We start from the raw sequence: 26,539 nt of genomic DNA, 5'->3' as shown, positions 1-26,539 counted from the left end.
CCATGGCCGACGTGATGGAAAAGACCGATCTGGGCGAAATGAGCGCCACCGAGCTGACCGCGGCCTATGCCGCGGGCACGGCCTCGCCGGTCGAGGCGGTGCAGGCGGCGCTGGCACGGATCGAGACGTTCGACGGGGCAGTCAACGCCTTCGTCACCGTGGTTGCGGACGAGGCGATCGCCGAGGCCCGCGCCTCGGAGGCACGCTGGAAGGCGGGCAAGCCGCTGTCGCCCATCGACGGGGTGCCGGCGACGATCAAGGAACTGACCCGCGTGAAGGGCATCCCCTTCCGCAAGGGGTCGATCCTCGGCGAGACGGAACCCTCCGAGACCGATCTGGAGATCGTGGTGAAACTGCGCGAGGCCGGCACGCCGATCCTCGGCACCACCACCTCGCCGGAATTCGGCTGGAAGGGTCTGACCCACGGCCCCGTGGGCGGCAACACCGTGAACCCCTGGGACACCACGCGGGCCTCGGGCGGTTCCTCGGGCGGCGCGGCCGTCGCGGCGGCGCTGAACATGGGCGTGCTGCACGAAGGCTCCGACGGGGCGGGCTCGATCCGCATTCCGTCGTCCTTCTGCGGCGTCTTCGGCATCAAGCCGACCTTCGGCTGGGTGCCCTCCACCGGCCCCACCGGCCTCGCTGAGCTGGCCCACCGCGGCCCGCTGACCCGCAAGGTCGAGGACTCGGGCCTCTTCCTGAACGCGGTCGCCGGTCCCTCGGTCAACGCGCTCTACGGTCGCTCGCCCGCACAGGTGCCGGACTTTGCCGCGGCCTGCCGCAAGGGGCCCGAGGGCATCAAGGGCATGCGCATCGGCTATGCCCGCACGCTGGCCGGCGCACCGGTCGACCCGCAGGTCGCCGCTGCCGTGGACCGCGCGGCAGAGCGCATGGCTGCCATGGGCGCCATCGTCGAGGAGGCCGATCCCGGCTTCGCCTCGCCGCAGAAGGCGCTGCTGGACCTCTGGTACGCCGCGCAGGCCTGGGCCGTCGAACAGGCGAACCCGACGCCCGAGCAGCGCGAGAAAATGGACCCCGGCTTCCTCTCGATCACCGAGCAGGGGCGCCTGCTGTCGGCCCGCGATTTCATCTCCGCCGATCAGGTCCGCGCGCAGCTCAAGGTCACGATGGCGAAGTTCCACCAGACCTACGACGCGCTCATGCTGCCGACGATGCCGCTGGTGGCCTTCGAGGCCGGTGTGGACGTACCGCGGGACTCGGGCATGACCGAGTGGACCGACTGGTCGCCCTTCACCTATCCGTTCAACATGACGGAGCAGCCCGCCGTGTCGGTGAACTGCGGCTTCGATGCGGACGGCCTGCCGATCGGCCTGCAGTTCGTGGGCCGCTGGTTCGAGGACGAGACCGTTCTGGCCCTCGCCGCCGCCTACCAGGCCATGCACCCCGAGGCCTTCCCCTCGGCCCCGCGCGGCTGAGGCCTCAAGGCAACAGGCCGGGCCCCGTCACGGGCCCGGCCGACAGCGAAAGCAGAAAAGAATGACTGAACGCGATGCAGCGTTGACCCGGGCGCTGGAGCTGGCCGGGCAAGGTGGTCTTGCCACCGATTTCACCCGGCTGACCGCCGAGGAGGCCGCAGGCATCTGCCGCGATCTCTACGGGATGGAGGGCCCGCTCGACCGGCTTGACACCGAGAAGGACGATACCTTCCGCCTGACCACGGATCAGGGCCGCTTCATCCTCAAGGTGGCCAATCCCGACGAGGCCGAGAGCGAGCTGGACCTGCAACTCGCCGCCCTGCGACACCTTGAAGAGACCGGCTTCCCCATCGACGTGCCCCGCGCCGTACCGCTGCAAGCGGGCGGTTACATCGCGCGGCTTGCCGGTTCCGACCGGCTGGTGCGGATGATGACCTATGTCGAGGGCGAGATGGTCGAGGATGCCGGGCTGGACGCCAACCAGCGGTATCACTACGGCCGTGCCCTTGCCGAGCTGCGCCTGGCGCTCGCCGCCTTCTCGCATCCCGCGCAGGGCCGCGTGCTGGCCTGGGATGTGCGTCACGCGGGCATCCTGCGCCCGCTGCTGACCCAGATCGACACCACGCCCGAGCGCGTCGCCCTGGCCGAGGCGGTCTTTGACCGGCTGGCCGCGCTGCAACCGCGCATCGACGCGCTGCCCCGGCAGGTGGTGCACAACGATTTCCGCGGCAACAACCTCGTCGGCGATCCCGCCACGCCGCAGTTCATCACCGGCATCATCGACTTCGGCGACGTGGTGGAAACCGCGGTGGCCATCGACCTCTCCACCGCCGTGATGAACCAGATGCTGCGGGATTTCCCGCCCGAGGCCGACATCTTCGCCCCCTCCCGCGCGGTGGTGGAGGGCTATGCTGCCCACGCCCCCATCGGCGAGGAAGAGCTGGCCATGGTGCCGCACCTCGTCATGGCCCGCGTGCTGCTGCGCGCGGTGATGAACGAATGGCGCGCTGCCCTGATGCCGAACAACCGCGAGTACATCCTGCGCAATTCCGGGCCCAGCTGGGGACAGCTGGCATGGTTCATCGCGCGCCCGGTCGAGGAGATCTCGGCCCTTCTCCTGCCCTGCCCCACCTGAAGGACATAGCCATGAACACCCAGAGCGCCCCCTCCGGCGGCAAGATGGTCAACAGCTTCGACCCCGGCACGACCCGCGACCTCGACCCCGTCCTCGCGGACCGGATCGAGCGGCGGCAGCGTCTGCTGGGACCGGCCTATCGCCTATTCTACAAGGAGCCGCTGACCGTGGCCCGGGGCGAGGGCGCGCTGCTCTTCGATCCCGAGGGCAACGATTACCTCGACGCCTACAACAACGTGGTGTCGCTGGGCCATTCGCACCCCCGCGTGGTAGAGGCGATCACCAAACAGCTGGGCGTGCTCTGCACCCATACCCGCTATGTGCAGGAAAGCATCCTGACGCTGGCCGAGACGATGCTGCCCTCCTTCGGCGGCACGATCGCGCGGGACGGGCACATGATGTTCACCTGCACCGGCTCGGAGGCGAATGACCTCGCCACGCGGATCGCGATGCACAAGACCGGCAAGCGCGGCGTGATCGTGACCGCCGAGGCCTATCACGGCAACTCGCACCTGACGGCGGGCTATTCTCCCTCGCTGGGGGGCAAGTCGCCACTGGGAACCTGGGTGCGCCGCGTGGCCGGGCCGGACAGCTATCGCCATGACCCCGCCACGCTGGGACAGAAGATGGCCGCCGAGGTGAAGGCGCAGATCCTCGAACTGGAACGCCATGGCGACGGGATCGCCTGTTTCATTGCGGATGGGCTCTTCTCCTCGGACGGGATCTATTCCCATCCCACCGACCTGCTGGCCCCGGTGGCCGCGGTGGTGCGCGAACACGGCGGTCTCTACATCGCGGACGAGGTCCAGTCGGGCTTTGCCCGCTCGGGCGAGGCGATGTGGGGCTATCAGCGCCACGGGCTCGACCCCGATATCGTGACGATGGGCAAGCCCATGGGCAACGGCTACCCGGTGGCGGGCATGGCGATCCGGCACGAGGTGATCGAGGGCTTCGGCGCCGACACGCGCTACTTCAACACCTTCGGCGGCAACACCGTGGCAGTGGCCGCGGCGCAGGCGGTCTTCGACACGATCCGCGACGAGAAGTTGCAGGAGAACTCGCTGAAGATGGGCACGCTGATGCGCGAGGGGCTGGAGGCGATCGCCAAGAAGGATGGCCGCATCGGCGACGTGCGCGGCGCGGGCCTCTACGTGGCCTGCGAATTCGTGACCGACCACGCGGCCAAGACGCCCGACGCGGCGACCGCCGGGGCCTGCGTCAACGGGATGCGCGAGGAGCGGGTGCTGATCTCGGCCACGGGGCCGGATGCGAACATCCTCAAGATCCGCCCGCCGCTGATCTTCACCGAGGCGCATGTCGACCGGTTGCTGAGCACGGTCGAGAAGGTCCTCTCCAAGATCTGAGGGGCCGGGGCCGGCCGCCGGCCCCCTCCCCAGCCGCTGCCCGTCGCGTTGGCGCTCAACGAGAAAGCCCCGGCACATGTGCCGGGGCTTTCCTTATTGCCGGGCCCCACGTCGCAGGGCCCCGTCATCGCGGGAATGGGCTCAGAACTTGCCGATCGACCAGAAGAAGGTCTCGCCCGAGCTGTCGTCCACGCCGTCGTTGTCGGTGGAGACGAAGACCTCGCCCGCCGCATCCACGGCCAGCCCCTCGACCTTGTCGACGACATAGCCGCCCCAGCCCTTCAGGTCGGGGATCAGGTCGCGGACCTCTTCCTTGCTGACCACGGGCAGTTCCCCGTCGAGCGGTGCAGGCACCATCTCGGCGGCGGGGATGCGGTAGATCTTCTTGGTCACGGCGGCGGCGCCGATCTGGTTGTCGCGCTCGACCACGTAGAAGTAATCGCCGTGGGCCGTGATCTCGGACAGGCCGGTCCAGCCGGTCGCGGGGGCGGCCTTCTCGTAGAGCACGGCGCCCCACTCCCCGGTCTCGATGTTGTAGGAGACGAGCTTGACGTGGTTCTTCTCGTCATCGGCCCATTCGCGCTGCACGGCCATCCAGAGCGTGTCGCCGACGCGGGTCACCCCTTCGAAGCCGAAGCGCTTCTCCACCGCCAGCAGGCTGGCAGGCAGGGCGATCTCCTTCTTGATCTCGCCCTTGGCGTTCACGTTGTAGAGCGCATGGGGCACCAGACGGTCGGTGCGGCCCTCGGAGGCGACCCAGAAGCCGCCCTTGCCGTCCAGCGTGATGCCTTCCATGTCCAGCTTCTGCGCCGGTTGACCGCCGCGGGTAACGCGCAGCGCACGGGTGATCTTGGCGGGCGTCGACGTGGCGTCGATGGTGAAGATCGTGGGCTGGTAGCCATAGAAGCTGTCGTTCACGGCGTAGAGGATGCCGGGCTGCTCCGCGTCGCCCACCATGCCGGAGATCGCGCCCCAGCCGGTCAGCTCGTCCATGCCTTCCGAGGTCAGGGTCGGATAGGCCGCCGGTGCGTCCTGATATTCGAAGAGCATGACATGGGCGCGCACGCCGCCATCCTCGATCAGGTCGCTCTCGTTGGCGGACACCAGCAGGTTGCGCGCGGGGATGGCGACGTAGCCTTCCGGCCCGATGCCCGAGGGCAGCACCTGCTTGAGCACCGGAGCGGCGGGATCGGTCACGTCGTAGACGCCCACGGCCGAACCGCGCTCGGAGCCCACGAAGACCATCGGCGTGCCGCCGAAGGTGGCGGTCTCGATGCTTTCGGGCTCCACGCCCTTGGCGTCGGAACGCTTGTCCGGGTAGTGGCCGATCATGATCAGCGCCTGCTCGAAGGAGGTGCCGGATTCATAGACCTCGGTGCCGTCCTTGGCAAAGATCGTCCAGCCACGCGAACCGCCGTCCATGTCGCCCTCGTTGGCGATGGCGAAGTGATCGTCGTCGATCCATTTCACCGCGTCGGGTTCGCGTTTGCGGCCCGGCTGGCTCTCGTCGAAGATCAGCGCGGCGCGTTCGTCGGTGGCGTCGATGCCCTCGAGATCCACGGCCCCGGCAGAGAAATGCGCGGTCACCTCACCGTCCTTCGAGACGATGACGAGGTGGTTGTTCTCCTGCAGCGTGATCACCGTCTCGCCGAGGCTGTTGATGTCGACGAACTCGGGCTCGGGGTCTTCGGGGGCGATCTCGGTCAGGCCGGTCAGGTCGACCTTGTTCAGCGTGTCGCAGGCGATCGCGCCGTCGGTCAGCTGGACCATGGCGAGGTAGCCCGCCGGCATCTGACCCACGCGGCCGTCGCCGAGGTCTTCGTCGCGCTCGTTCTCGATGGCGACGGAGACAAAGCTGCCGTCCTTGGCCACGGCGACCGAATCGGGCTGACCGCCAAGGTCGCATTCGCCCAGAACCTCGCCGATGGCGACGTTCAGCGCGACCAGCTTGCCCGAGGGATTGGTGAAGCTCTCGGAGGTGTTGACGCCGATGTAGGCGGTTTCACCGATGACACCAACCGAGGTCGGCTCGCCGCCCATCTCCACGTTGCCCATCGGCTGCGGATTGGCAGGATCGGTGATGTCGATCCGGCCCACGCTTTCCAGCGGGCTGTCGGTGTAGATCAGCGTCATGCCGTCCGCGGTGGCGGCAATGATCTCGGCGCTGGTCTCGCGGGTGCGATCCTCACCCTCGGCCATGTTGTCCGGGGTCGCGAAGGAGGCGATGCGGTTGAAGTTCATCTCGGCCTGAGCCGCGCCTGCGCAGAGCGCGAGGACAGAGGCAGCCGTCAAAAGAGACTTGGACATGGAAACTCCCCATAGGTTCTGCGGAAGGCACTGCGCCCTGTTTGCAAAAGTTGGATGACGGTTTCGTGACGACGCCGTGAAGTCCGGTGCGCCGGGGGGCGCGAGGCCATGGACGAAGCCGCGGCTTTGGGCCATGACTTTGGGGAAGGGCGCGGCTAAGGTGCCGTGGCAACGCCAAAAGAGCGTGAAAGGCAGGGCATGACGGCATCGGAGACGAGGGAGGCGCGCGGCACGAGGCTGCTGAACCGGTTCCATGCCCGCCTGTCGGGTCTGGCCCGTCCCGCGACCGCCTTCACCTCCCAGCCCGAGCCCCGCACCATCGGCTCCTTTGCCCGCGGACGGCAGCTGGTGGCGGGCAACTACCTCTTTGCCGGGCACCTCGTGGAGCAGAGCAGCGCGCCGCTCTGGGACCTGCCGGCGCCCGACCCGGCCTTCCTGAACGAGATCCACGGCTTCTCATGGCTCGACGACCTCGCGGCGGTGGGCGATCAGAGCACCCGCGCCAAGGCGCAGGAATGGCTCTGGCTCTGGATCGACCGCTACGGGCGCGGCGGCGGGCCGGGCTGGACACCGGACCTCGCCGGTCGGCGGCTGATCCGCTGGATCAACCACGCGCTCTTCGTGATGCGCGGCCAGGACAAGGCGGCCTCGGACGCCTTCTTCCGCTCGCTGGCGCGGCAGACCATCTTCCTCTCGCGCCGCTGGAAGGGCGCGGCCCCCGGCCTGCCCCGGTTCGAGGCGCTGACCGGCATGGTCTATGCCGGCCTCGCCCTGCAGGGGATGGAAAAGCATGTCGGCCCCGCCGCCCGCGCCTTGGCGCGGGAATGCGCCACCCAGATCGACGCGCAGGGCGGCCTGCCGACCCGCAACCCCGAGGAGCTGCTGGAGGTCTTCACTCTGCTGTCCTGGGCCGCCTCCGCGCTGACGGACACCGGGCAGACGCCCGGGCAGGAGCATCTGGGCGCGATCGAACGCATCGCCCCCACCCTGCGCACCCTGCGCCACGCGGACGGCAGCCTGGCCCGGTTCCACGGCGGCGGACGTGGCGCGGAGGGGCGGCTCGACCATGCGCTTGCGGCCTCGGGGGTGAAGACCCGGCACCCGGACGGGCTCTCGATGGGCTATGCCCGGCTCTCCGCCGGGCGCACCTCGGTCATCGTGGACGCCGCCGCCCCGCCCGAGGGCAAGGCCAGCATGAACGCCCATGCCTCGACACTGGCCTTCGAACTGACCTCGGGCCGCCGTCCCGTGGTGGTGAACTGTGGCTCGGGCATCAGCTTCGGGCTGGACTGGCGCCGCGCCGGGCGGGCCACGCCCTCGCATTCGACGCTGGCGCTGGAGGGGCTCTCCTCCGCCCGGCTGGGCCCGGCCACCGCCAAGGGCGAGCCGCTGATCGACGGGCCGAGGAAAGTGCCGATCCGCATGTCGCAGGCCCCCGACGGGCTGCGTTTCCAAGGTGGACACGACGGCTACCTGCGCTCGCACGGCCTGACCCACGCCCGCACGCTGGAGCTGACCTTCGACGGGCGCGGCATGGCGGGCGAGGACCTGATGCTGGCGATCGAGGACCGCGAGAAGAAGCGGTTCGACAAGGCGATGGATTCGTCCAGCCTCGCGGGAATCCCATACCAGATCCGCTTTCACCTGCATCCGGACGTCGAAGCGCAGATCGACATGGGGGGGGCTGCGGTCTCGCTGGCGCTGAAATCGGGGGAATTGTGGGTCTTCCGGCACGACGGCAAGGCCGAATTGCGCCTCGACCCCTCGGTTTATCTCGAAAAGAACCGTTTGAAGCCCCGCGCGACCAAACAAATCGTTCTATCCTCCCGCGCGATGCTTTATGCGACCCGCATCCGCTGGTCGCTGGCCAAGGCGCAGGACACCCCTATATCCATCCGGGACCTGCACCGGGACGACGGCGACGCCGGAAGCTGACGCAACATAACTGGACCGACCCGATGACCGACCTTTACCCCGTGCGCCGCGCGCTCCTTTCCGTATCCGACAAGACCGGACTGATCGACCTGGCCCGCGAGCTGGCCGCGATGGACATCGAGCTTCTGTCCACCGGCGGCACGGCCAAGGCGATGCGCGCCGAGGGTCTGACGGTCAAGGACGTGTCCGAGATCACCAACTTCCCCGAGATGATGGACGGCCGCGTGAAGACGCTGCACCCCAACGTCCACGGCGGCCTGCTGGCCCTGCGCGATGACGAGGCGCATGTGGCGGCGATGAACCAGCACGGGATCGAAGGCATCGACCTGCTGGTCGTGAACCTCTACCCGTTCGAGGAAACCGTCGCCAAGGGTGCCGACTACGACACCTGCATCGAGAACATCGACATCGGCGGCCCCGCGATGATCCGCGCCGCGGCCAAGAACCACAAGTTCGTCAACGTCGTCACCGACGTCGAGGACTACGCCACGCTGATCGAGGAACTGAAGGCCAACGGCGGCAAGACCCGCCTCGGCTACCGCAAGCAGCTGGCGCTGACCGCCTATGCCCGCACCGGCGCCTATGACGCCGCCGTCTCGACCTGGCTGGCGGGCGCACTGGAACAGACCTCGCCCCGCCGCCGGGCCTTCGCCGGCACGCTGGCGCAAAACCTGCGCTATGGCGAAAACCCGCACCAGCGTGCGGCCTTCTACACAGACGGCTCCAACCGTCCGGGCGTGGCGACCGCCAAGCAGCTGCAGGGCAAGGAACTGTCCTACAACAACATCAACGACACCGATGCGGCCTTCGAGCTGGTGTCGGAATTCCTGCCCGAGAACGGCCCGGCCTGCGCGATCATCAAGCACGCCAACCCCTGCGGCGTCGCCAAGGCGGCCACGCTGAAGGAAGCCTACCAGCGGGCCTTCGACTGCGACCGCACCTCGGCCTTCGGCGGCATCATCGCGCTGAACCACCGCCTCGACCGCGAGACGGCGGAAGAGATCAGCCAGATCTTCACCGAGGTGGTCATCGCCCCCGGCGTCCATGACGACGCGCTGGATATCTTCGCCAAGAAGAAAAACCTGCGCCTGCTGGTCACCCCGGGCCTTGCCAACCCCGCCGAGGCCGCGCTGGCCTACAAGCAGGTGTCCGGCGGTCTGCTGGTGCAGGACAAGGACAACGGCTTCATCTCCGAGGACGACCTGAAGGTCGTGACCAAGCGCGCCCCCACCGAGCAGGAGATGAAGGACCTGCTCTTCGCGTGGAAAGTCGCCAAGCACGTCAAGTCGAACGCGATCGTCTACGTCAAGGACGGCGCCACCGTGGGCGTGGGCGCGGGCCAGATGTCGCGCGTCGACAGCTGCCGCATCGCCGCCCGCAAGAGCCAGGACATGGCCGAGGCGCTGGAGCTTTCCACGCCGCTGACGCAGGGCTCGGTCGTGGCATCGGATGCGTTCTTCCCCTTCGCCGACGGCCTGCTGACCGCGGCCGAGGCCGGCGCCACCGCGGTGATCCAGCCCGGCGGCTCGATGCGCGATGACGAGGTGATCAAGGCCGCGGACGAGGCCGGCCTCGCCATGGTCATGACCGGCATGCGCCACTTCCGGCACTGATCCCGGACAAGATGAACACGCGGGGCGGCCTGTCTCGGGCCGCCCCGCCCTTTTCAACGACAGCGAAAGAGGTCACGCCTCGATGCGGATGCGCATTCTCTTCTGGTCGGCTTTCTGGACCTTCCTCATCGACCAGGTCAGCAAGTACGTGGTGGTGCACATGATGGACCTCCGGACCCTGGGCGAGATCGATGTTCTGCCGCCTCTGCTGAACTTCCGCATGGCGTGGAACTACGGCATCAACTTCGGCCTCTTCTCGCAGAGCGCCGACCTTGGCCGCTGGGTGCTGATCGGGCTGGCGCTGGTGATCTGCGTGGCGGTCTTCCTGTGGACGCGCAAGGAACGCCCGGGCCGCTGGGGCATGATCGCCGCCGGCCTGCTGATCGGCGGGGCGCTGGGGAATGTCGTCGACCGGCTGCTCTACGGCGCGGTGGCGGACTTCCTGAACATGTCCTGCTGCGGGATCGAGAACCCCTATGCCTTCAACGTGGCCGACATCACGATCTTCATCGGCGCGCTGGCGCTGGTGCTGCTGCCGGCCCGGAAAAAGGGCGCGTGACCTCGGTCGCGTGATCCGTTACACAGGGCGAAAGTGAGCAAGGGGGACCCGATGCACCTGACGCGCGGCATGCTTCTGATTTCGGTTCTGGCTCTCGCGGCCTGCTCCGGCACGCCCGAGGGCGTGACCCAGCTGCGGTCCTTCAAGAACTCGTCGGACGGCCCCGAGGAATTTGCGATCCTGCCCGGCAAGGAACTGCAGCAGCCCGAGAGCTATGCCAGCCTGCCGACGCCGACCCCCGGCGGCAGCAACCGCACGGACCAGACCCCCAATGCCGACGCCGTGGCCGCCCTCGGCGGCAGCCGCGCCACGCTGGCCCAGCAGGGCGTGCCCTCGGACGAAGGCCAGCTCGTCGCGCATGCGACGCGCAACGGCGTGCAGCCGGACATCCGCCAGACACTGGCGCAGGAAGACCAGAACTTCCGCGAGCGCAAACAGCGGTTCACCAAGATCCGCCTGTTCCACGTGGACCGCTATTACCAGGCCTACGGGGACGAGTCCCTGAACGGCCGTGGCACCGCCTGGCAATGGCGTACCGCCGGCGCGGAAACGCCCACCAGCCCGCCGGCCGAGTAACCCCCGGCCGAGCCCCCATGACCGTGTGGTCCGGCGCAGTCTTCACCGTGGCAGCGTGAACCGGGCAGGTCCCGTGCAGGGCGCGCCTTGAAGCGCGCGCGCTTTCGCCGGGCAGACGGCAACAGTCCAAGCCCCGACAGCCCACGCCGAGACAGCCCAAGCCGAGACAGTGCGGCGCTCCCCGGAAAATTCGAATTTTCCGGTCCGTTTTCTTCGAAGAAAACGGGCAGCGGTTCGGGCTGTGCGTGTCCGTGCGGGCCGGGGGCTGTCCTTGCGCGGCAGAGGGGGCGCTGCCCCCGCCACGCCTGCGGCGTGTCCCCCCGGGATATTTGGGAACAGTGGATGAAGGCGGCGGGGCGCCGGTCTCCGGCTGTCACATCCCCGTCAGGTGTCTTGCAGGGTTGGGCCACTGGCGTATCTTGCTGGGCGAGCCCATGGGGAAAGGAACTTTCATGCAACGTGTAATCGGGCCCCTGCTGGCGCTGGGGCTGGGAGCCGCGCTTCCCGTTGCCGCCGGCGCGGCGGAACCGGGGCTGAACGACCTGGTGACGGATTTCACCCTGTCGAACGGCATGGAGGTGGTGGTGATCGAGGATCACCGCGCGCCGGTGGTGCAGCAGATGGTCTGGTACCGCAACGGCGCCGCCGACGAGACGCCCGGCGTCTCCGGCGTGGCGCATTTCCTGGAACACCTGATGTTCAAGGCCACCAAGACCATGGCCTCGGGCGAATTGTCCAAGACCGTGGCCGAGAACGGCGGGACCGACAATGCCTTCACCGGGCAGGACTACACCGCCTATTTCCAGCGCGTCGCCGCCGACCGGCTGGAACTGATGATGAAGATGGAGAGTGACCGGATGGTCAACCTGAACCTCTCCGAGGACGACATCGCCACCGAGCGGCAGGTGATCATCGAGGAGCGCAACCAGCGCACCGAGAGCAACCCGCAGGCGCTCTACCGCGAGCAGGCGATGGCGGCGCAGTACCTGAACTCTCCCTACGGCATCCCGGTGATCGGCTGGCGTCACGAGATGGAGGCCCTGAGCCGGCAGGACGCGCTCGACTACTACAAGACCTACTACGCGCCGAACAACGCGATCCTCGTGGTGTCGGGCGACGTGACCCCCGAGGGCGTGAAGGAGCTGGCCGAGAAGTACTATGGCGTGCTGCCGGCCACTCCCGACCTGCCGGAGCGCGTGCGCCCGCAGGAGCCGCCCCAGACCGCCGAGCGCCGCCTGACCTATCGCGACGCGCGCATCGCGCAGCCCTATGTCAGCCGCACCTACCTTGCCCCCGAGCGGGACGCGGGCGAGCAGACCGAGGCCGCCGCGCTGACGCTGCTGGCGGAGCTTCTGGGCGGCGGGCAGACCTCCTACCTGACGCAAAAGCTGCAGTACGACAGCCAGACCGCGGTCTATGCCTCGGCCTACTACGACGGCACCTCGCTCGATGACACGCTCTTCGGGGTCTACATCGTACCCTCGCAGGGGGTCTCCCTCGAGGAGGGCGAGGCGGCGCTGGACCAGGCTTTGGCCGATTTCATGGAAGACGGCGTCGACACCGAGGAACTGGACCGGATCAAGATGCAGATCCGCGCCTCGCAGATCTATGCCCGCGACGACGTGGATGCCCTCGCCCGGCGCTACGGCTCGGCGCTGACACAGGGGTTGACGGTGCAGGACGTGCAGGACTGGCCGCAGATCCTGCAGGACGTGACCGAGGACGACATCATGGCTGCCGCGCGGGAGGTCCTGAACCGGGATCGCGCCGTCACCGGCTGGCTGACCGGCGAAGAGGTGACCCAATGACCATGCTGTTCCGCCTGATGGCCCCGATCGCCCTCTCGCTTGCGGCCCTGCCGCTGCGGGCCGAGGTGAACATCCAGGAGGTGACCTCGGACGGGGGCATCACCGCCTGGCTGGTGGAGGATCACTCGATCCCCTTCACCGCGCTGGAGCTCCGCTTCCGGGGCGGCGCCTCGCTGGACGAACCCGGCAAGCGCGGCGCGACCTACCTGATGAGCGGCCTGCTCGAGGAAGGCTCCGGCGACATGGACGCGCAGGATTTCACCCGCGCGCGGGAGAACCTCGCCGCCTCCTTCAGCTACGACGTGAGCGATGACACGCTCTCCGTCTCGGCCAAGTTCCTGACCGAGAACCGGGACGAGGCGATCGACCTGCTGCACCAGTCCCTGACCGAGCCGCGCTTCGACGAGGATGCGATCACCCGGGTGCGGGCGCAGGTGCTCTCGATCATCCGCTCCAACGCGCAGGACCCGAATGACATCGCCGGCGAGGCCTTTGCCCGGCAGACCTACGGGATGCACCCCTACGGCACCGCCATGGAGGGGACCGAGGAGAGCGTCAGCGCCCTGACCCGCGAGGACCTGATCCATGCCCAGCACAATGCCCTCGCGCAGGACCGGCTCTATGTCGGTGCCGTGGGCGACATCACCCCGGACGAGCTGAAGACCCTGCTCGACGACCTGCTGGGGGATCTGCCCACCGCCGGCGCCCCCCTGCCCGGTCCGGCCAACCCGGCCTTCGACGGGCAGGTGCGTCAGGTGCCGTTCAACACGCCGCAGTCGGTCGTGCTCTTCGGCCAGCCCGGCATGGGGCAGGACGATCCGGACTTCTTCGCCGCCTACCTGCTGAACACGATCCTCGGCGGCGGCGGCTTCGAAAGCCGCCTGATGAAGGAGGTGCGCGTCAAGCGCGGCCTGACCTACGGCGTCTACTCCTACCTCGTGGACCGCGACCAGGCAAAGGTCTGGATGGGCTCGCTCGCCTCCGCGAACAACCGCGTGGCCGAGGCCGTGGGCCTCGTGCGGGACGAGTGGCGCAAGGCCCGCGAAGAGGGCGTGACAGAGGAGGAGCTTTCCGCGGCCAAGAAGTACCTGACCGGCGCCTACCCGCTGCGCTTCGACGGCAACGGGCCGATCGCGAACATCCTCGTGGGGATGCAGATGTCGGGGATGCCGATCGACTACATCGCCACCCGCAACGCCAAGGTGGAGGCCGTGACGCTGGACGACGTGAACCGCGTGGCGCGCGAGCTGATGGACCCCGAGAAGCTGAGCTTCGTCGTGGTCGGCCAGCCCGAGGGGCTGGACGATGCGCCGGTGATCGCGCCCGCCACTACAGATGCGGAGGCAGAGACCGAAACCACGCCCGACGCAGTGCCGCTCGAGACCTCGAACTGAGCCGCGGATCACGGGATCGGACGGGGCCGCCGGAGCATTCGGCGGCCCCTTTTTCATGGCCCTCCCCCTTGGGACGGACAAGCCGTGCCCGGCGCCGGTGACCGGCACGCCCCTGCGGCGCGGCAGGCTGCGAAGGGCGCTCTGACAGGGCCTCACAGCTACGCGATTTTTTGCCAATCGCCCTTTCGCCTGTGGCGGAATTCGAGCTAATATTGCACTGTCGAGTGCAAAATGGCCCGATGCCGGAACAGGCGGTTGAACGCGGGCGGGGCCGATTGAGGCGCCCTCAGGGGCAAGGACAGCTTGGAGGCTGGACATATGAAATCACGAATTGCGTTCGCCGTGGCCGGCTACATCGCCCTGGCCGCTTCGGGTGCAGTTGCGCAGCAGGTCAGCGACAATCAAGTCGCCGAGCGCACGGACTGGAGTGTCTTCGAAGGCAGCGAACCCCGCGAATGCTGGGCCGTTTCGGCGCCGAAGGAGACGGTGAACACCAAGGACGGCCGGACCGTCTCGGTGCGCCGCGGGGACATCCTGCTGATGGCCTTCTTCCGCCCCGGCGCGGAAGTGGCTGGCCAGATCACCTTCACCGGCGGCTACCCGTTCCGCGATGGCTCGACCGTGAACCTGAACGTCGACGGCACCGAGTTCGAGCTCTTCACCGAGGGCGAGTGGGCCTGGCCCGCCTCCCCCTCCGAGGACAGCAAGATCCTGACCGCGATGAAGCGTGGCTCCTCTGCCGTCGTCACCGGCGTTTCGGGCCGCGGCACCGCGACCAAGGACACCTTCTCGCTTCTGGGCTTCACCGCGATGGTCGAAGAAGCCGAGAAACGCTGCACCAACTGATCCGGCCCGGGGCTTGCCCCGGCCACTGCAAACCGGGCCAGCACGGCCCCCGACAGCGCCGCGCGAACGGCGCTGTTTCCTTTTGCCCGCGAATCCGCTATTTATCTGCGCTTCGACGGGCCCTATATGCCCTATCGCCCTGATATCTGCCTGACAGACCGGACCTTTCCGATGCCCAATGACGCCACCGCGCCCATCACGCAGGATGTGATGACCATCCCGCGCAAGCTGCCCGAAACCGGCAAGCTGAACCTCGTCGGCCTGACGCGGGACGCGATGCGCGCGGCCCTGATCGAGGCGGGCACGCCCGAGAAGCAGATCAAGATGCGGCTCAACCAGGTCTGGCAGTGGGTCTATCACTGGGGCGTGCGTGACTTCGCGGAGATGACGAACCTCTCCAAGGATTACCGCGCCCTGCTGGCGGAGACCTTCACCATCGACCTGCCCGAGATAGTGTCGAAGCAGGTCTCGGCCGATGGCACGCGCAAGTACCTCGTCCGGATCGCCGGCGGTCATGAGGTCGAGGTGGTCTATATCCCCGAAAGCGACCGGGGCACGCTGTGCATTTCCTCGCAGGTGGGCTGCACGCTGACCTGCTCCTTCTGCCACACCGGCACCCAGAAGCTGGTCCGCAACCTGACCGCGGGCGAAATCGTGGGCCAGATCATGCTGGCGCGCGACGACCTGAACGAATGGCCCAAGCCCGGCGAGCCGAAGGACGAGACCCGCCTGCTGTCCAACATCGTGCTGATGGGCATGGGCGAGCCGCTCTACAACTTCGACAACGTGCGCGACGCGATGAAGATCGCCATGGATGGCGAGGGCATCGCCCTGTCGCGCCGCCGCATCACGCTGTCGACCTCCGGCGTCGTGCCCGAGATCGCGAAGACCGCGGAAGAGATCGGCTGCCTGCTGGCGGTCTCCTTCCACGCGACCACCGACGAGGTGCGCAACAAGCTGGTGCCGATCAACAAGCGCTGGAACATCGAGACGCTGATCGCCGCGCTGAAGGAATATCCGCGCCTTTCCAACAGCGAGCGGATCACGTTCGAATACGTGATGCTGAAGGACGTGAACGACACGGATGCCGACGCGCGCCGCCTCGTGAACCTGATCAAGGGCATCCCGGCCAAGATCAACCTGATCCCCTTCAACGAATGGCCCGGCGCCCCCTACGAGCGGTCGGACTGGTCGCGGATCGAGGCCTTTGCCGACATCGTCCACAAGGCGGGCTATGCCTCGCCGATCCGCACCCCGCGGGGCGAGGACATCATGGCCGCCTGCGGGCAGCTGAAATCGGCCACGGAACGCGCCCGCAAGTCGCGCGCCCAGATCGAGGCGGAAGCCTCGCAGGGCTGACAGAACGGGCAAAACCGGTCAGAAAGGGAACCGACGCAACGATCACGAGGTTGAGACACCGATGACCGAGCGCACGACCCTGAACCGCTTTACCCCCCTTCCCCGGCCTCAGACGCCGGAGGGCGATCCGCGCCTCTGCGGCGTGGAGATCGAATTCACCGGCCTGACCGAGAGTGAGACCGCGCGCCTGCTGGCCCGCGAACTGGGTGGCAAGGCCCGCTGCACCGACGAGACCGACTGGGAAATCACCGGCTCCAAGCTGGGCAAGATCGAGATCTATCTCGACACCGCCCTGCGCAAGTCAGCCTCGCGCACCGTGCGGGTCGCCGGCATGGAGCTGGGCCGCGAGGTGATCCCGGTCGAGATCGTGACCGAGCCGCTGGACCTCGCCGGGCTGGAGGCGCTGGACGCGCTGCGGGGCCCGATGCGCCGCGAGGGGGCGCAGGGCTCCTCGGCCCATGTCTTCTATGGCTTCGGCCTGCACCTGAATATCCAGATCGCCTCGGAGGATGCGGCGGGGATCACCCGGCCGCTGCTGGCCTATGCGCTGATCGAGGACTGGATGCGCCGCGCCCTGCCGATCGACGACAGCCGCAAGGTGCTGCCCTTCACCGCGCCCTATCCCACCCGCCTGGTGGCCGACCTTGCCCGCCTCGGGCCGGACGCCACGCCCGACAGGGTGCAGGGCACCTACCTCGAGCATCTGCAGAGCCGGAACTTCGGCCTCGACATGTTGCCGATCTTCGCGTGGCGCGATCCGCAGACGGTGGAGCGGGCGCTGGGGCCGGACCATGGCACCGGTGCACGGCCCGCGTTCCACTTCCGCCTGCCCGATTGCCGGATCGACGATCCGCGCTGGTCCTTCGCGGATGAATGGAACCGCTGGCTGCTGGTGGAACGGATCGCCGAGGACACGGTCCTCCTCCAACGGCTGGCGAACGCGTGGCTCGGCAGCCACGGGCCGATCACGTTGAGCCGCCAGAACTGGGCCCGGCGCTGCGGTGCGCTGCTGCATGAAAGCGGGCTGGAGCTGCCGCGATGACCTCAACCGATGGGCGGCCCCTGATCGGGGTCACCACCTCCGCCCGGTCGGGCTGGCGGATCTTTCCGCTCGTGGCGCTGAACATCTGGCTGGCCGGCGGTCAGGCGGTCCGCTGGGGTGCGGGACGGCCCGCCCACGTGGGCCTCGTGGACGGGATCGTCATCGGGGGCGGCGACGATATCTCGCCCGATCTCTACGGCGGTGCCCTCGTGGCCTCGGCCCGTTTCGATGCCGCCCGCGATGCGCTGGAGCGGCGGCTGGTCGAGGAGGCACAGGCCGCGTTCAAGCCGGTGCTCGGCATCTGCCGGGGCAGCCAGATGCTGAACGTCGCCCTCGGCGGCACGCTGGAACAGGACGCCTATGGCCGCTACATGGACAGCCGGCACATCCGCACCATCCTGCCCCGCAAGCGCGTGCAGATACAGCCCGACACGCAGCTGTCGCTGATCGCGGGCGAGGCACCGATGAAGGTCAACGCCCTGCACACGCAGGCGGTGGATTGCCTCGGCGAAGGGCTGCGCGTGGCGGCCCGGGACGAGGGCGGGATGATCCAGGCCATCGAACGGGCGGCGCCGCCCTTCGCCGTGGGCGTACAATGGCACCCGGAACATCTCTTCTATGCCAATCGCCAGCGCGCGCTGTTCCGCGCGCTGGTGACCGCCGCCCGCACCGGCCGCGCCGCGCCCGAGGGCGAGCCGGGCGCGCAGCTCGACGCCGTGGCGGAGGCCCTGCGCCCGCTGTGAGACTGTCCGATTGCGCCGGTCCGGGGCGTCAGGCCCCGGCGTGCCATGTCAGTCGCGGGCGCCGAAGATGGCAGAGCCCACGCGCACATGGGTGGCCCCGAAGCTGATCGCCTTCTCGAAATCGCCGCTCATTCCCATGGAGAGACCGGCCAGCCCGTTGCGTTCGGCGATCTTGGCCAGCAGGGCGAAGTGGAGCGCGGCCTCCTCCTCCACCGGGGGGATGCACATCAGGCCCTGCACCGGCAGGTCGAGCCCGCGGCACTCCGCCACGAAGGCATCGGCGTCGGCGGGCAGGATGCCGGCCTTCTGCGGCTCCTCGCCGGTGTTCACCTGGATGTAGAGCTCGGGACAGCTGCCGGTCTCCTGCGCCAGACGGGCCAGCGTCGTGGCCAGCTTGGGCCGGTCCACCGAATGGATCGCCTGCGCCAGTTCCATCGCCTGCCGCGCCTTGTTGGTCTGGAGCGGGCCGATGATGTGCAGCTCGATCCCGTCGTAGGTCTCGCGGAACATCGGCCACTTGCCGGCGGCCTCCTGCACGCGGTTCTCGCCGAAGACCCGCTGGCCTTCCTTCAGAACCTCCTCGACGCGGTCGTCGGGCTGCATCTTGGACACGGCGATCAGGGTGACATCGCCCGCGGGGCGGCCGGCGTCGGCCTCGGCCTTGGCGATACGGGTGCGGATCTCGGACAGGGACATGGACGGGCCTCTTGCAGTTCTGCGCCAAGGAACAACATGGCGCCCGAAATGAAAAGACCCGGAAACGAAAACACCCGGACGCGGGTCCGGGCGGCACGCCGGCGGAGAGGGCCGAGCGCGGAAAAGAAGAAGGGCGGTTCCTTGCGGAACCGCCCCCTTGTACCGAGTAACCCGGCTTCTAAGAATTAGAAGCTGAAGGTCACGCCGAGGTCGGCCTCGGTGTAACGGTCGCCGAGCGAACGGCTGTACTTGTCGAAGACGCCGGCCTTCAGAGCAGCGCCGCCGCCCAGGTCGTGTGCAACGTCTGCGCCGTATGCCCACTCTTCTGCGTCGTCGTCGTAGCCCAGGAAGCCACGGACTTTGGTTGCTGCGCCGACGTCGGTGCCGCCGTACACGGACCAGAAGCCGTAGTCGTCGTAGCCGGTGTAGCCAGCCGAGAAGTCAAACATGCCGACGGTGCCGCCAGCAGTCAGGATCCACTCGGGTGCGCCCAGTGCGTCGTCGTAGTCCGACAGGCCCAGAGCGAAGGTGTAGCCGCCGGTTTCGTACGAGATCACGCCGTCCACGTCGTCGGTGTTGACGTCGTAGGAGATGTGGCCGGTGAAGCCAGCCATCGAGTAGATCAGCGCAACGCCGGTGTTCGACGAACCGCGCGAGGAGTACGCGCTGATGCCGGCCGGGCCTTCGAAGTTCTGCAGACCGATGGTGGTGTTGAACGAAGCGCCGGGCATGTTATCGAATGCCCAGTCAACGTTGCCAACCTGCAGGGTCAGGCCGCCGGTCTTGATGAACATCTGAGCCGCGTTTGCGGTCGAGTCCAGGGTCACGTCGCCCGATTCTTGCGAACGGATACGCATCTTGCCGCCGAAGACCAGACCGTTGTCGGCAGTGGTGGTGCCGGTGAAGGTCAGCTGGAAGCGCTGCTCGATGTAGGTCTCGTCAGCACGCGACTCGTCGTAGACAACACCGAAACGGCCATAGCCTGCGATGCTGGTTTCTGCTGCGGCGGCGCCGGCGGTCAGGGCCAGGGCAGTCGACGCGAAGAGAATCTTTTTCATGTGTTTCCCTCGGTTTCTCAGAGTGCCCCAATCGGAGAATCCGGATTGGGTATGCAGCGTCTTTCGCTCTTTTCACCCTTTCATTGCAAGTCTGCCGCCGAGGGGGGGACAAACCGGCGCCGCAATTGGTGCAAAGGTGCCACAGTTTCCGCAGCCCCCGGCCAGCGACGGCCTGCTCTGGGTCAGACGGGCGGACAGATGCAACGGCAGCCGCCGCGAGGATCAGGCAGGGCAGGCGGCAGGATGCGGACGCCATGTGGCGCGGCGCACCGATGCGGCCCGCGCCCGCCCGGCCCGGATCGACGGGCGAAGAGGACCCGCCCAAGGCTGGCCGGGAGGGCCCCGGCTGGCGTCCACCCGGGCCGGGTGCCCTGCCTGACTGGGCAGGCAAGCTGTCCCGCCGCCCGGATCGCATGGAGCGAGTCTATAGTAGCCGGGGCGCCGGCACAGGTTTCGGGATCGGCCACTCCCCCTGCGGCGCAGCAGCGGTCACGGCTGGTTCAGGGCCCGCGGCGGCGGGGGAAAGGCGCTTGCCCCGCGTTCCCGGCTTCGGTACATCGGTGCAGACGACTGGAACGGGATCCTCGCATGAACCTGACGCGCACCACCGCTGTTCTGGGCCTGACGGCCACGATTTTCCTGACCGGCTGCGGCGTTGGCAGCGCCCCGACCGCGGAGAATGACGCGACCATGGAGCGGATCCGCACCACCGGCGCCAACCCCGAAGGTCTGGGCGGCAGCACCATCTGGGATCTCTTCCGGCAGCGCGACGACGGCACCACCGTGGCGGTCAATCGCTACCTCTGGAATGCCTCCCTCGACGTGCTGAGCTTCCTGCCGGTCGAGTCCGTCGACCCCTTCACAGGGGTGATCACCACCGGCTATGGCGTGCCCCCGGGCGGCGGTCAGGCCTACCGCGCGACGATCCTCGTCAGCGACCCGGCTCTCGAGGCGCGCTCGCTGCACGTGGCACTGATGGATCGCTCCGGTCGGCAGGTCGCCACCTCCACGCAGCGTGCGGTCGAGGATGCGATCCTGACCCGCGCCCGCCAGCTGCGCGTGGCCGACGGCAAACGGTGAGCCGGCGCACCACGCCGCTCCGGACATGACAAGGCGCCCCGCAGGGCGCCTTTTTCATGCCGTCTCCCCGCCCGGGTTCAGAGCGGATGCCCGGCCAATGTGGCCACCCAGTCCATCTGCCGCGGCAGGCCATGCCGCTTGAGGTCATAGCCGCCCACGACCACCTCGCGCGCCGCTGCCCCGAGCCTCTGGCGCAGGCCTTCGTCCTCCAGCAGCTCCTCCACCCGGTCCACCAGCCCGGCACCGTCGAAGAAATCGACCAGCAGCCCGGTCTCGCCGTCGGTCAGGACCTCCTGCACCGGCGCGGTCGCACTGGCCACGAGGGCGCCACCGACGCTCATCGTCTCGAGCATCGACCAGCTGAGCACGAAGGGATAAGTCAGGTAGATATGCGCCCGGCTGAGCTGCAACATCGCGACGAACCGGTCATAGGGAATGCGGCCGAGGAAATGCACCCGGGCCCAGTCGGCATCGGAAATCTGCCCGCGGACCTCGTCGATGTAGATCTGCTTCCACGTCTTGCCCGCGGGGGGCTGCGCGCCGTAGCTCACGCCGTCGCCGCCGACCACGAGGATCTCTGCCCCCGGGCGCCGCCGCAGAAGCTCCGGCAGGGCCCGCATGAAGACATGGTAGCCGCGGTAGGGTTCGAGGTTGCGGTTCACGAAGGTGATCACCTCGTCCTCGCGGCTCAGCACGCGGCCCCCCGGCAGGGTAAAGGTCGCGCTCGGTCGGGGCTGAAGGGCATCGGTGTCGATACCGTCATGGATCACGCTGATCTTGTCGCGGAATTCCGGCGGGAAGGTATCCGCCTGGAAGGCGGTCGGGCTGATGCCTGCATCGGCAAAGGGAAACTGCAGGTGATTGTTCAGGTTCTTCAGGCGCAGGCGCAGCTTGTCCGCCTCGGGGTCCTTGCTGGTGAACTCGGGATCGAACTGCGTGTGCGGATACTCGGCCAGGTGATAGAGCTCGCAGTAGAGCCCCAGTCGCGCGCCGGGCCAGACGTCCTTGAGGAACATCGACTCGCCCCAGCCGGGATGGGCGAGGATCACATCGGGCGTATAGCCGGTCTCGCGCAGGGCACGGGCCGCGCGGAAACAGGCCTCGCCCCGGGTCACCTTGCTGTCGAAATCCAGCACCCAGGGGTGGGTCTGCTGCTTCGCCTTCGTCCCGATCTTGTAGGGAATGACCCGCACGCCGTTCCAGACCACCGGCTTCTCGACCCGCAGCGTGAGCGCCGTCACCTCGTGGCCGGCCCGCACCAGGGCCGGGGCGAGATGCTTGTACTGCCCCGGAAAGTTCTGGTGGATCACCAATATCTTCATTCTGCCCGCCCTTGCACCGTTCCTGCCTCTGGTCCCCGTTATACCGGTCCGAGACCGCCGGGGAAGACCCGCCAATGCCGCAATTCCACGGGATATCCTCTGGACCCGCCCGGCGCGGGCGCATATCACGCCTCCCAAGCATTCAAACCGCAGGGGACGCCGCATGTCGCGCTATTCCGCCGCCGAAATCGAAGCCAAGTGGCAAGAGGCCTGGGACAAGGCCGGCATCTTCCGCGCCGAAGTGGCGCAGGACAAACCGAAGTACTACGTGCTCGAGATGTTCCCCTACCCGTCGGGGCGCATCCACATGGGCCACGTGCGCAACTACACGATGGGCGACGTCGTGGCGCGCTACAAGTCCTCCACCGGGCACAACGTGCTGCACCCGATGGGCTGGGACGCCTTCGGGATGCCCGCCGAGAACGCCGCAATGGCCTCGGGCGGTCACCCCAAGGAGTGGACCTACAACAACATCGCCGACATGCGCGGCCAGATGAAGCCGCTGGGCCTGTCGATCGACTGGTCGCGTGAATTCGCCACCTGCGATCCGGAGTACTACGGCCAGCAGCAGGCGCTCTTCCTCGACTTCCTCGACAAGGGCCTCGTCTACCGCAAGAACGCCGTGGTGAACTGGGATCCGGTCGACATGACCGTGCTGGCGAACGAGCAGGTCGAGAACGGGCGCGGCTGGCGCTCGGGCGCACTGGTCGAACGGCGCGAGCTGACCCAGTGGTTCTTCAAGATCTCCGACTTCTCCGAGGACCTGCTCGAGGCGCTCGACGGGCTCGACGACTGGCCCGCCAAGGTCAAGCTGATGCAGGCCAACTGGATCGGCAAGTCGCGCGGCCTGCAATTCTCCTTCGGCCTCGTCGAGGGCGAGGAAGAGCTCGGCCATGACCGGGTCGAGGTCTATACCACCCGCCCCGACACCCTGCTGGGCGCCTCCTTCGTCGGCATCTCGGCCGATCACCCGCTGGCCAAGGAACTGGCCGCGAAGGACGAGAAGATCGCCGCCTTCTGCGAGGAATGCCGCAAGGGCGGCACCACCGAAGAGGCGATCGAGACCGCCGAGAAGCTGGGCTATGACACCGGCCTCAAGGCCCGCCATCCCTTTGACAACGCATGGGAACTTCCGGTCTACATCGCGAACTTCATCCTGATGGACTACGGCACGGGCGCGATCTTCGGCTGCCCGGCCCATGACCCGCGCGACTACGAGTTCGCCTCGAAGTACGAGCTGCCCATCGTCACCACCTTCGAACCGGTCGAGGGCGAGTATCCGGCGGGCGAGGCCTTCGTGCCGCTGAAGTCCGAGAAGGTCCGCTACGTGCGCGGCTTCGCGGGCGAAGAAATCCAGACCGGCGAACAGGGCGTCGATGCCGCCATCGACTTCTGCGAGGCCAACGGCGTGGGCCGCGGCGTGACCAAGTTCCGCCTGCGCGACTGGGGCCTGTCCCGTCAGCGCTACTGGGGCTGCCCGATCCCGGTCGTGCATTGCGCCGACTGCGGCGTCGTGCCCGAGAAGAAGGAAAACCTGCCGATCAGGCTGCCCGACGATGTCACCTTCGACACGCCCGGCAACCCGCTGGACCGGCACCCGACGTGGCGCGACTGCAGCTGCCCGACCTGCGGCAAGCCCGCCCGTCGCGAGACCGACACGATGGACACCTTCGTGGACAGCTCGTGGTACTACGCGCGCTTCACCTCGCCGCGCGCCGATGTGCCCATCGACATGACCGAGGCCGCCTACTGGATGAACGTCGACCAGTACATCGGCGGCATCGAGCACGCGATCCTGCACCTGCTCTACTCGCGCTTCTTCGCCCGGGCGATGCACATCTGCGGGCACCTGCCCTCCACCGCGCAGGAGCCGTTCAACGCGCTCTTCACGCAGGGCATGGTGACCCATGAGATCTACCAGACCAAGGACGCCAACGACCGCCCCGTCTATCACTTCCCCGAGGATGTGACCGACGGCAAGCTGGCCGATGGCACCGAGGTGGAGATCATCCCCTCGGCCAAGATGTCGAAGTCGAAGAAGAACGTGGTCGACCCCGTCTCGATCATCTCTGCCTACGGCGCGGATACCGCGCGCTGGTTCGTGCTCTCCGACAGCCCGCCGGAACGGGACGTGGAATGGACCGCCGCCGGCGCCGAGGCTGCGCACCGGCACCTCTCGCGGGTCTACCGCATCGCGGCCGAGATCGACGCTGCGGCGCCTGCGGATGCGACCGAGGACGAGGCCCTGCTGCGCGAGATGCACAAGGCCGTGCGCGACGTGACGCTGGGGATCGAGAGCTTCGGCTTCAACGCCTCCATCGCGCGGCTCTATGCCTTCACAAACGCGCTCGGCAAGTCCAAGGCCGGGGGCGCGGCCAAGCGCGAGGCGGCGCTGGTTCTGGCCCAGCTGATGTCGCCGATGACCCCGCACCTCGCGGAAGAGGTCTGGTCCCTGCTGGGCGGCGAGGGCCTGATCGCAGACGCGCCCTGGCCGCAGGCCGACGAGGCGATGCTGGTCGAGGACACGGTCACCCTGCCGATCCAGGTGAACGGCAAGCGCCGGGGCGAAATCACCGTGCCGCGCGACATGCCGAAGGACGAGGTTGAAAAGCTGGCGATGTCCAGCAAAGCTGTGATCCGGACGCTGGACGGGGCCCAGCCCAAGAAGATCATCGTCGTCCCCGGACGGATCGTGAATGTCGTTGTCTGACCGACGCCGGTTTCTGACCCTGCTCGCAGCCGCGGGCGCATCCGTGGGCGGCCTTGCCGCCTGCGGCTTCACCCCCGCCTATGCGCCGCAGGGCGGGGCCACCCGGCTGGTGAACCGGATGCAGATCGAGGCGCCGCGCGACGGCGACGCCTATGACGTCGTCAGCCACCTTGAGACGCTCTTCGGCCGGTCGGGCAACCCGGATTATTTCCTCGACCTGACCCTGCGGGTAGACGAGGAGCGCATGGCGATCACCGATTCGAACATCGCGACCCGGATCAACGTGACCGGCGCGGCCATGTTCACCCTGACGGCCGTGGCCACGGGGGACGTGATCACCTCGGGCGAGGTCTCCAGCTTCACCGGCTATTCCGCCACCGGCTCCACCGTGGCGACGCAATCCGCCGCAATGGACGCCCGCGAACGGCTGATGACCATCCTCGCCGACCGGATCGCCACCCGGCTCTACGCCATCGCCCCCGATTTACCCGCCGACCCGTCGGCGGTCTGAGCCGATGAAACTCTCGCCTCGCGACGCCCCGCGCTACTTCGCCCGGCCCGATCCCGAGGCCACGGGCCTGCTGATCTACGGGCCCGACGCCATGCGCGTGGCCCTGAAGCGGCAGGAGGTCATCGCGGCCCTGATCGGCCACGAGGGCGAGGCCGAGATGCGCCTAACCCGGATGCAGGGCGGCGACCTGCGCAAGGACCCGGCGCAGCTTATCGACGCGATCAAGGCGCAGGGGTTCTTCCCCGGCCCGCGCGTGGCCTTCGTGGAAGAGGCGAACGAGACCGCCGCCCCCGCGATCCTCACCGCGCTGGAGGACTGGCGCCCCGGCGACGCGCAGATCGTGATCACCGCCGGCCAGCTGAAGCCCACCTCCAAGATCCGCAAGGCCTTCGAGAACCACCGCTCGGCCTATTGCGCCGCGATCTACGACAACCCGCCCACGCAGGAGGAGATCGAGGCCGACCTGAAGCGCGCGGGCCTCAAGACCCTGCCGCCCGAGGCGTTGCGCGATCTTTCCGACCTCGCCAAGACGCTCGATCCCGGCGACTTCCGCCAGACGCTGGAGAAGCTCGCGCTCTACAAGTTCCGCGACGATACGCCGGTCACCGCGCAGGACATCGCCGAGGTCGCCCCGCGCTCGATCGAGGCGGCCCTCGACGATGCGCTCGACGTGGTGGCCGAGGGCCGCGCCAGGGACCTCGGCATGGTGCTGCGCCGCCTGCAGGGTCAGGGCGTGGCGCCGGTGACGCTCTGCATCGGGGCGATGCGCCATTTCCGCACGCTCTACACCGTCTCCTCCGCGCCCGGCGGCCCGCAGGAGGGCATCGGCCGGCTGCGCCCGCCGGTCTTCGGACCGCGCCGCGACAAGGTGCTGCGACAGGCACAGGGCTGGGACCCGCAGCGCCTGGAACAGGCGATCACCCTGCTCACGGACACCGACCTCGCCCTGCGCTCCGCCGGGCAGAGCGCCCCGCAGCAGGCCCTCGTGGAGCGTGCGCTGATCCGGCTCTCCATGCTGGCGCGCCGCTAGGGCTCATCCGCCTCC

General features: G+C 68.1%; 21 protein-coding genes. 17 read left to right on the top strand and 4 right to left on the bottom strand.

What is annotated here, in order from left to right; translation table 11 throughout:
• Window positions 1-2 precede the first annotated feature (2 nt).
• From ACX9MO_RS10945 to ACX9MO_RS10935, 3 genes are all read left to right on the top strand, one after another.
• Window positions 3-1,436, top strand: coding sequence for an amidase (locus tag ACX9MO_RS10945; RefSeq protein ID WP_462211860.1), 1,434 nt, complete (start codon window positions 3-5; stop codon window positions 1,434-1,436).
• A gap of 61 nt (window positions 1,437-1,497) precedes the next feature.
• Window positions 1,498-2,571: a phosphotransferase gene (locus ACX9MO_RS10940; RefSeq protein ID WP_462211859.1), complete on the top strand. Its 1,074-nt coding sequence runs from the start codon at window positions 1,498-1,500 to the stop codon at window positions 2,569-2,571.
• An 11-nt stretch (window positions 2,572-2,582) separates the two neighbouring features.
• The gene (locus ACX9MO_RS10935) at window positions 2,583-3,935 is read left to right on the top strand and encodes an aspartate aminotransferase family protein (RefSeq protein WP_462211858.1); all 1,353 of its coding nucleotides are present in this window, start codon (window positions 2,583-2,585) and stop codon (window positions 3,933-3,935) included.
• 141 nt (window positions 3,936-4,076) lie between these two features.
• Here ACX9MO_RS10935 and ACX9MO_RS10930 read toward each other — a convergent pair whose 3' ends face one another.
• Window positions 4,077-6,242, bottom strand: a complete 2,166-nt coding sequence (locus ACX9MO_RS10930; protein ID WP_462211857.1) for an esterase-like activity of phytase family protein — start codon at window positions 6,240-6,242, stop codon at window positions 4,077-4,079.
• A 198-nt stretch (window positions 6,243-6,440) separates the two neighbouring features.
• Here ACX9MO_RS10930 and ACX9MO_RS10925 point away from each other — a divergent pair, with 198 nt between their 5' ends.
• The 10 genes from ACX9MO_RS10925 (at window position 6,441) to ACX9MO_RS10880 (ending at window position 18,117) form a co-directional block, all read left to right on the top strand.
• The gene (locus ACX9MO_RS10925; protein WP_222493617.1) at window positions 6,441-8,177 is read left to right on the top strand and encodes a heparinase II/III family protein; all 1,737 of its coding nucleotides are present in this window, start codon (window positions 6,441-6,443) and stop codon (window positions 8,175-8,177) included.
• A gap of 23 nt (window positions 8,178-8,200) precedes the next feature.
• Complete coding sequence (purH, locus tag ACX9MO_RS10920; protein WP_462211856.1) at window positions 8,201-9,790, top strand: bifunctional phosphoribosylaminoimidazolecarboxamide formyltransferase/IMP cyclohydrolase; 1,590 nt, start codon at window positions 8,201-8,203, stop codon at window positions 9,788-9,790.
• 88 nt (window positions 9,791-9,878) lie between these two features.
• Complete coding sequence (gene lspA / locus ACX9MO_RS10915) at window positions 9,879-10,349, top strand: signal peptidase II (RefSeq protein WP_222493749.1); 471 nt, start codon at window positions 9,879-9,881, stop codon at window positions 10,347-10,349.
• Window positions 10,350-10,418: 69 nt separating this feature from the next.
• Complete coding sequence (locus tag ACX9MO_RS10910; RefSeq protein ID WP_462211855.1) at window positions 10,419-10,925, top strand: DUF3035 domain-containing protein; 507 nt, start codon at window positions 10,419-10,421, stop codon at window positions 10,923-10,925.
• A gap of 452 nt (window positions 10,926-11,377) precedes the next feature.
• Entirely contained in the window at window positions 11,378-12,733 is a 1,356-nt protein-coding gene (locus tag ACX9MO_RS10905) for a M16 family metallopeptidase (RefSeq protein ID WP_462211854.1), read from the top strand.
• Window positions 12,730-14,127 (top strand): M16 family metallopeptidase, encoded by a 1,398-nt coding sequence (locus tag ACX9MO_RS10900; RefSeq protein ID WP_462211853.1) that lies wholly within the window; start codon window positions 12,730-12,732, stop codon window positions 14,125-14,127. Before ACX9MO_RS10905 ends, ACX9MO_RS10900 begins: the two co-directional genes overlap by 4 nt.
• Window positions 14,128-14,445: 318 nt before the next feature.
• Window positions 14,446-14,973: an invasion associated locus B family protein gene (locus ACX9MO_RS10895; RefSeq protein ID WP_222493628.1), complete on the top strand. Its 528-nt coding sequence runs from the start codon at window positions 14,446-14,448 to the stop codon at window positions 14,971-14,973.
• Between the two features lie 171 nt (window positions 14,974-15,144).
• Window positions 15,145-16,332: a dual-specificity RNA methyltransferase RlmN gene (gene rlmN, locus ACX9MO_RS10890; protein WP_222493630.1), complete on the top strand. Its 1,188-nt coding sequence runs from the start codon at window positions 15,145-15,147 to the stop codon at window positions 16,330-16,332.
• Between the two features lie 61 nt (window positions 16,333-16,393).
• Window positions 16,394-17,374: an amidoligase family protein gene (locus ACX9MO_RS10885; protein WP_462211852.1), complete on the top strand. Its 981-nt coding sequence runs from the start codon at window positions 16,394-16,396 to the stop codon at window positions 17,372-17,374.
• Window positions 17,371-18,117: a gamma-glutamyl-gamma-aminobutyrate hydrolase family protein gene (locus tag ACX9MO_RS10880; RefSeq protein WP_222493634.1), complete on the top strand. Its 747-nt coding sequence runs from the start codon at window positions 17,371-17,373 to the stop codon at window positions 18,115-18,117. The genes ACX9MO_RS10885 and ACX9MO_RS10880 overlap by 4 nt, the downstream gene beginning before the upstream one ends.
• 48 nt (window positions 18,118-18,165) lie before the next feature.
• Here ACX9MO_RS10880 and ACX9MO_RS10875 read toward each other — a convergent pair whose 3' ends face one another.
• Both ACX9MO_RS10875 and ACX9MO_RS10870 read right to left on the bottom strand, forming a co-directional pair.
• Window positions 18,166-18,813 carry a YggS family pyridoxal phosphate-dependent enzyme gene (locus tag ACX9MO_RS10875; RefSeq protein ID WP_462211851.1) on the bottom strand — a complete coding sequence of 216 codons (648 nt, stop codon included), beginning with the start codon at window positions 18,811-18,813 and terminating at the stop codon, window positions 18,166-18,168.
• 185 nt (window positions 18,814-18,998) lie between these two features.
• Window positions 18,999-19,871 (bottom strand): porin, encoded by an 873-nt coding sequence (locus tag ACX9MO_RS10870; RefSeq protein ID WP_462211850.1) that lies wholly within the window; start codon window positions 19,869-19,871, stop codon window positions 18,999-19,001.
• A gap of 588 nt (window positions 19,872-20,459) precedes the next feature.
• Between ACX9MO_RS10870 and ACX9MO_RS10865 the strand changes: the two genes are divergently transcribed.
• Window positions 20,460-20,951 carry a DUF3576 domain-containing protein gene (locus ACX9MO_RS10865; RefSeq protein WP_222493640.1) on the top strand — a complete coding sequence of 164 codons (492 nt, stop codon included), beginning with the start codon at window positions 20,460-20,462 and terminating at the stop codon, window positions 20,949-20,951.
• 77 nt (window positions 20,952-21,028) lie between these two features.
• Here the strand turns inward: ACX9MO_RS10865 and ACX9MO_RS10860 are convergent, their stop codons facing one another.
• Window positions 21,029-22,273, bottom strand: coding sequence for a glycosyltransferase (locus tag ACX9MO_RS10860; protein WP_462211849.1), 1,245 nt, complete (start codon window positions 22,271-22,273; stop codon window positions 21,029-21,031).
• A gap of 163 nt (window positions 22,274-22,436) precedes the next feature.
• Here ACX9MO_RS10860 and leuS point away from each other — a divergent pair, with 163 nt between their 5' ends.
• Genes leuS through holA form a run of 3 tightly spaced genes read left to right on the top strand, consistent with a single transcriptional unit; the run spans window position 22,437 to window position 26,524 of the window.
• Window positions 22,437-24,983, top strand: a complete 2,547-nt coding sequence (gene leuS / locus ACX9MO_RS10855; RefSeq protein ID WP_462211848.1) for a leucine--tRNA ligase — start codon at window positions 22,437-22,439, stop codon at window positions 24,981-24,983.
• On the top strand, window positions 24,970-25,494 hold the full coding sequence (locus tag ACX9MO_RS10850) for a twin-arginine translocation signal domain-containing protein (RefSeq protein WP_222493646.1): 525 nt from the start codon (window positions 24,970-24,972) through the stop codon (window positions 25,492-25,494). Before leuS ends, ACX9MO_RS10850 begins: the two co-directional genes overlap by 14 nt.
• Before the next feature lie 4 nt (window positions 25,495-25,498).
• Window positions 25,499-26,524: a DNA polymerase III subunit delta gene (holA, locus tag ACX9MO_RS10845; protein WP_462211847.1), complete on the top strand. Its 1,026-nt coding sequence runs from the start codon at window positions 25,499-25,501 to the stop codon at window positions 26,522-26,524.
• Window positions 26,525-26,539 lie beyond the last annotated feature (15 nt).

It is taken from the genome of Pseudooceanicola profundus (assembly GCF_054919315.1).
The sequence above is the reverse complement of the archived record's forward strand: the minus strand, read 5'-3'. Positions and strand labels throughout refer to the sequence as shown.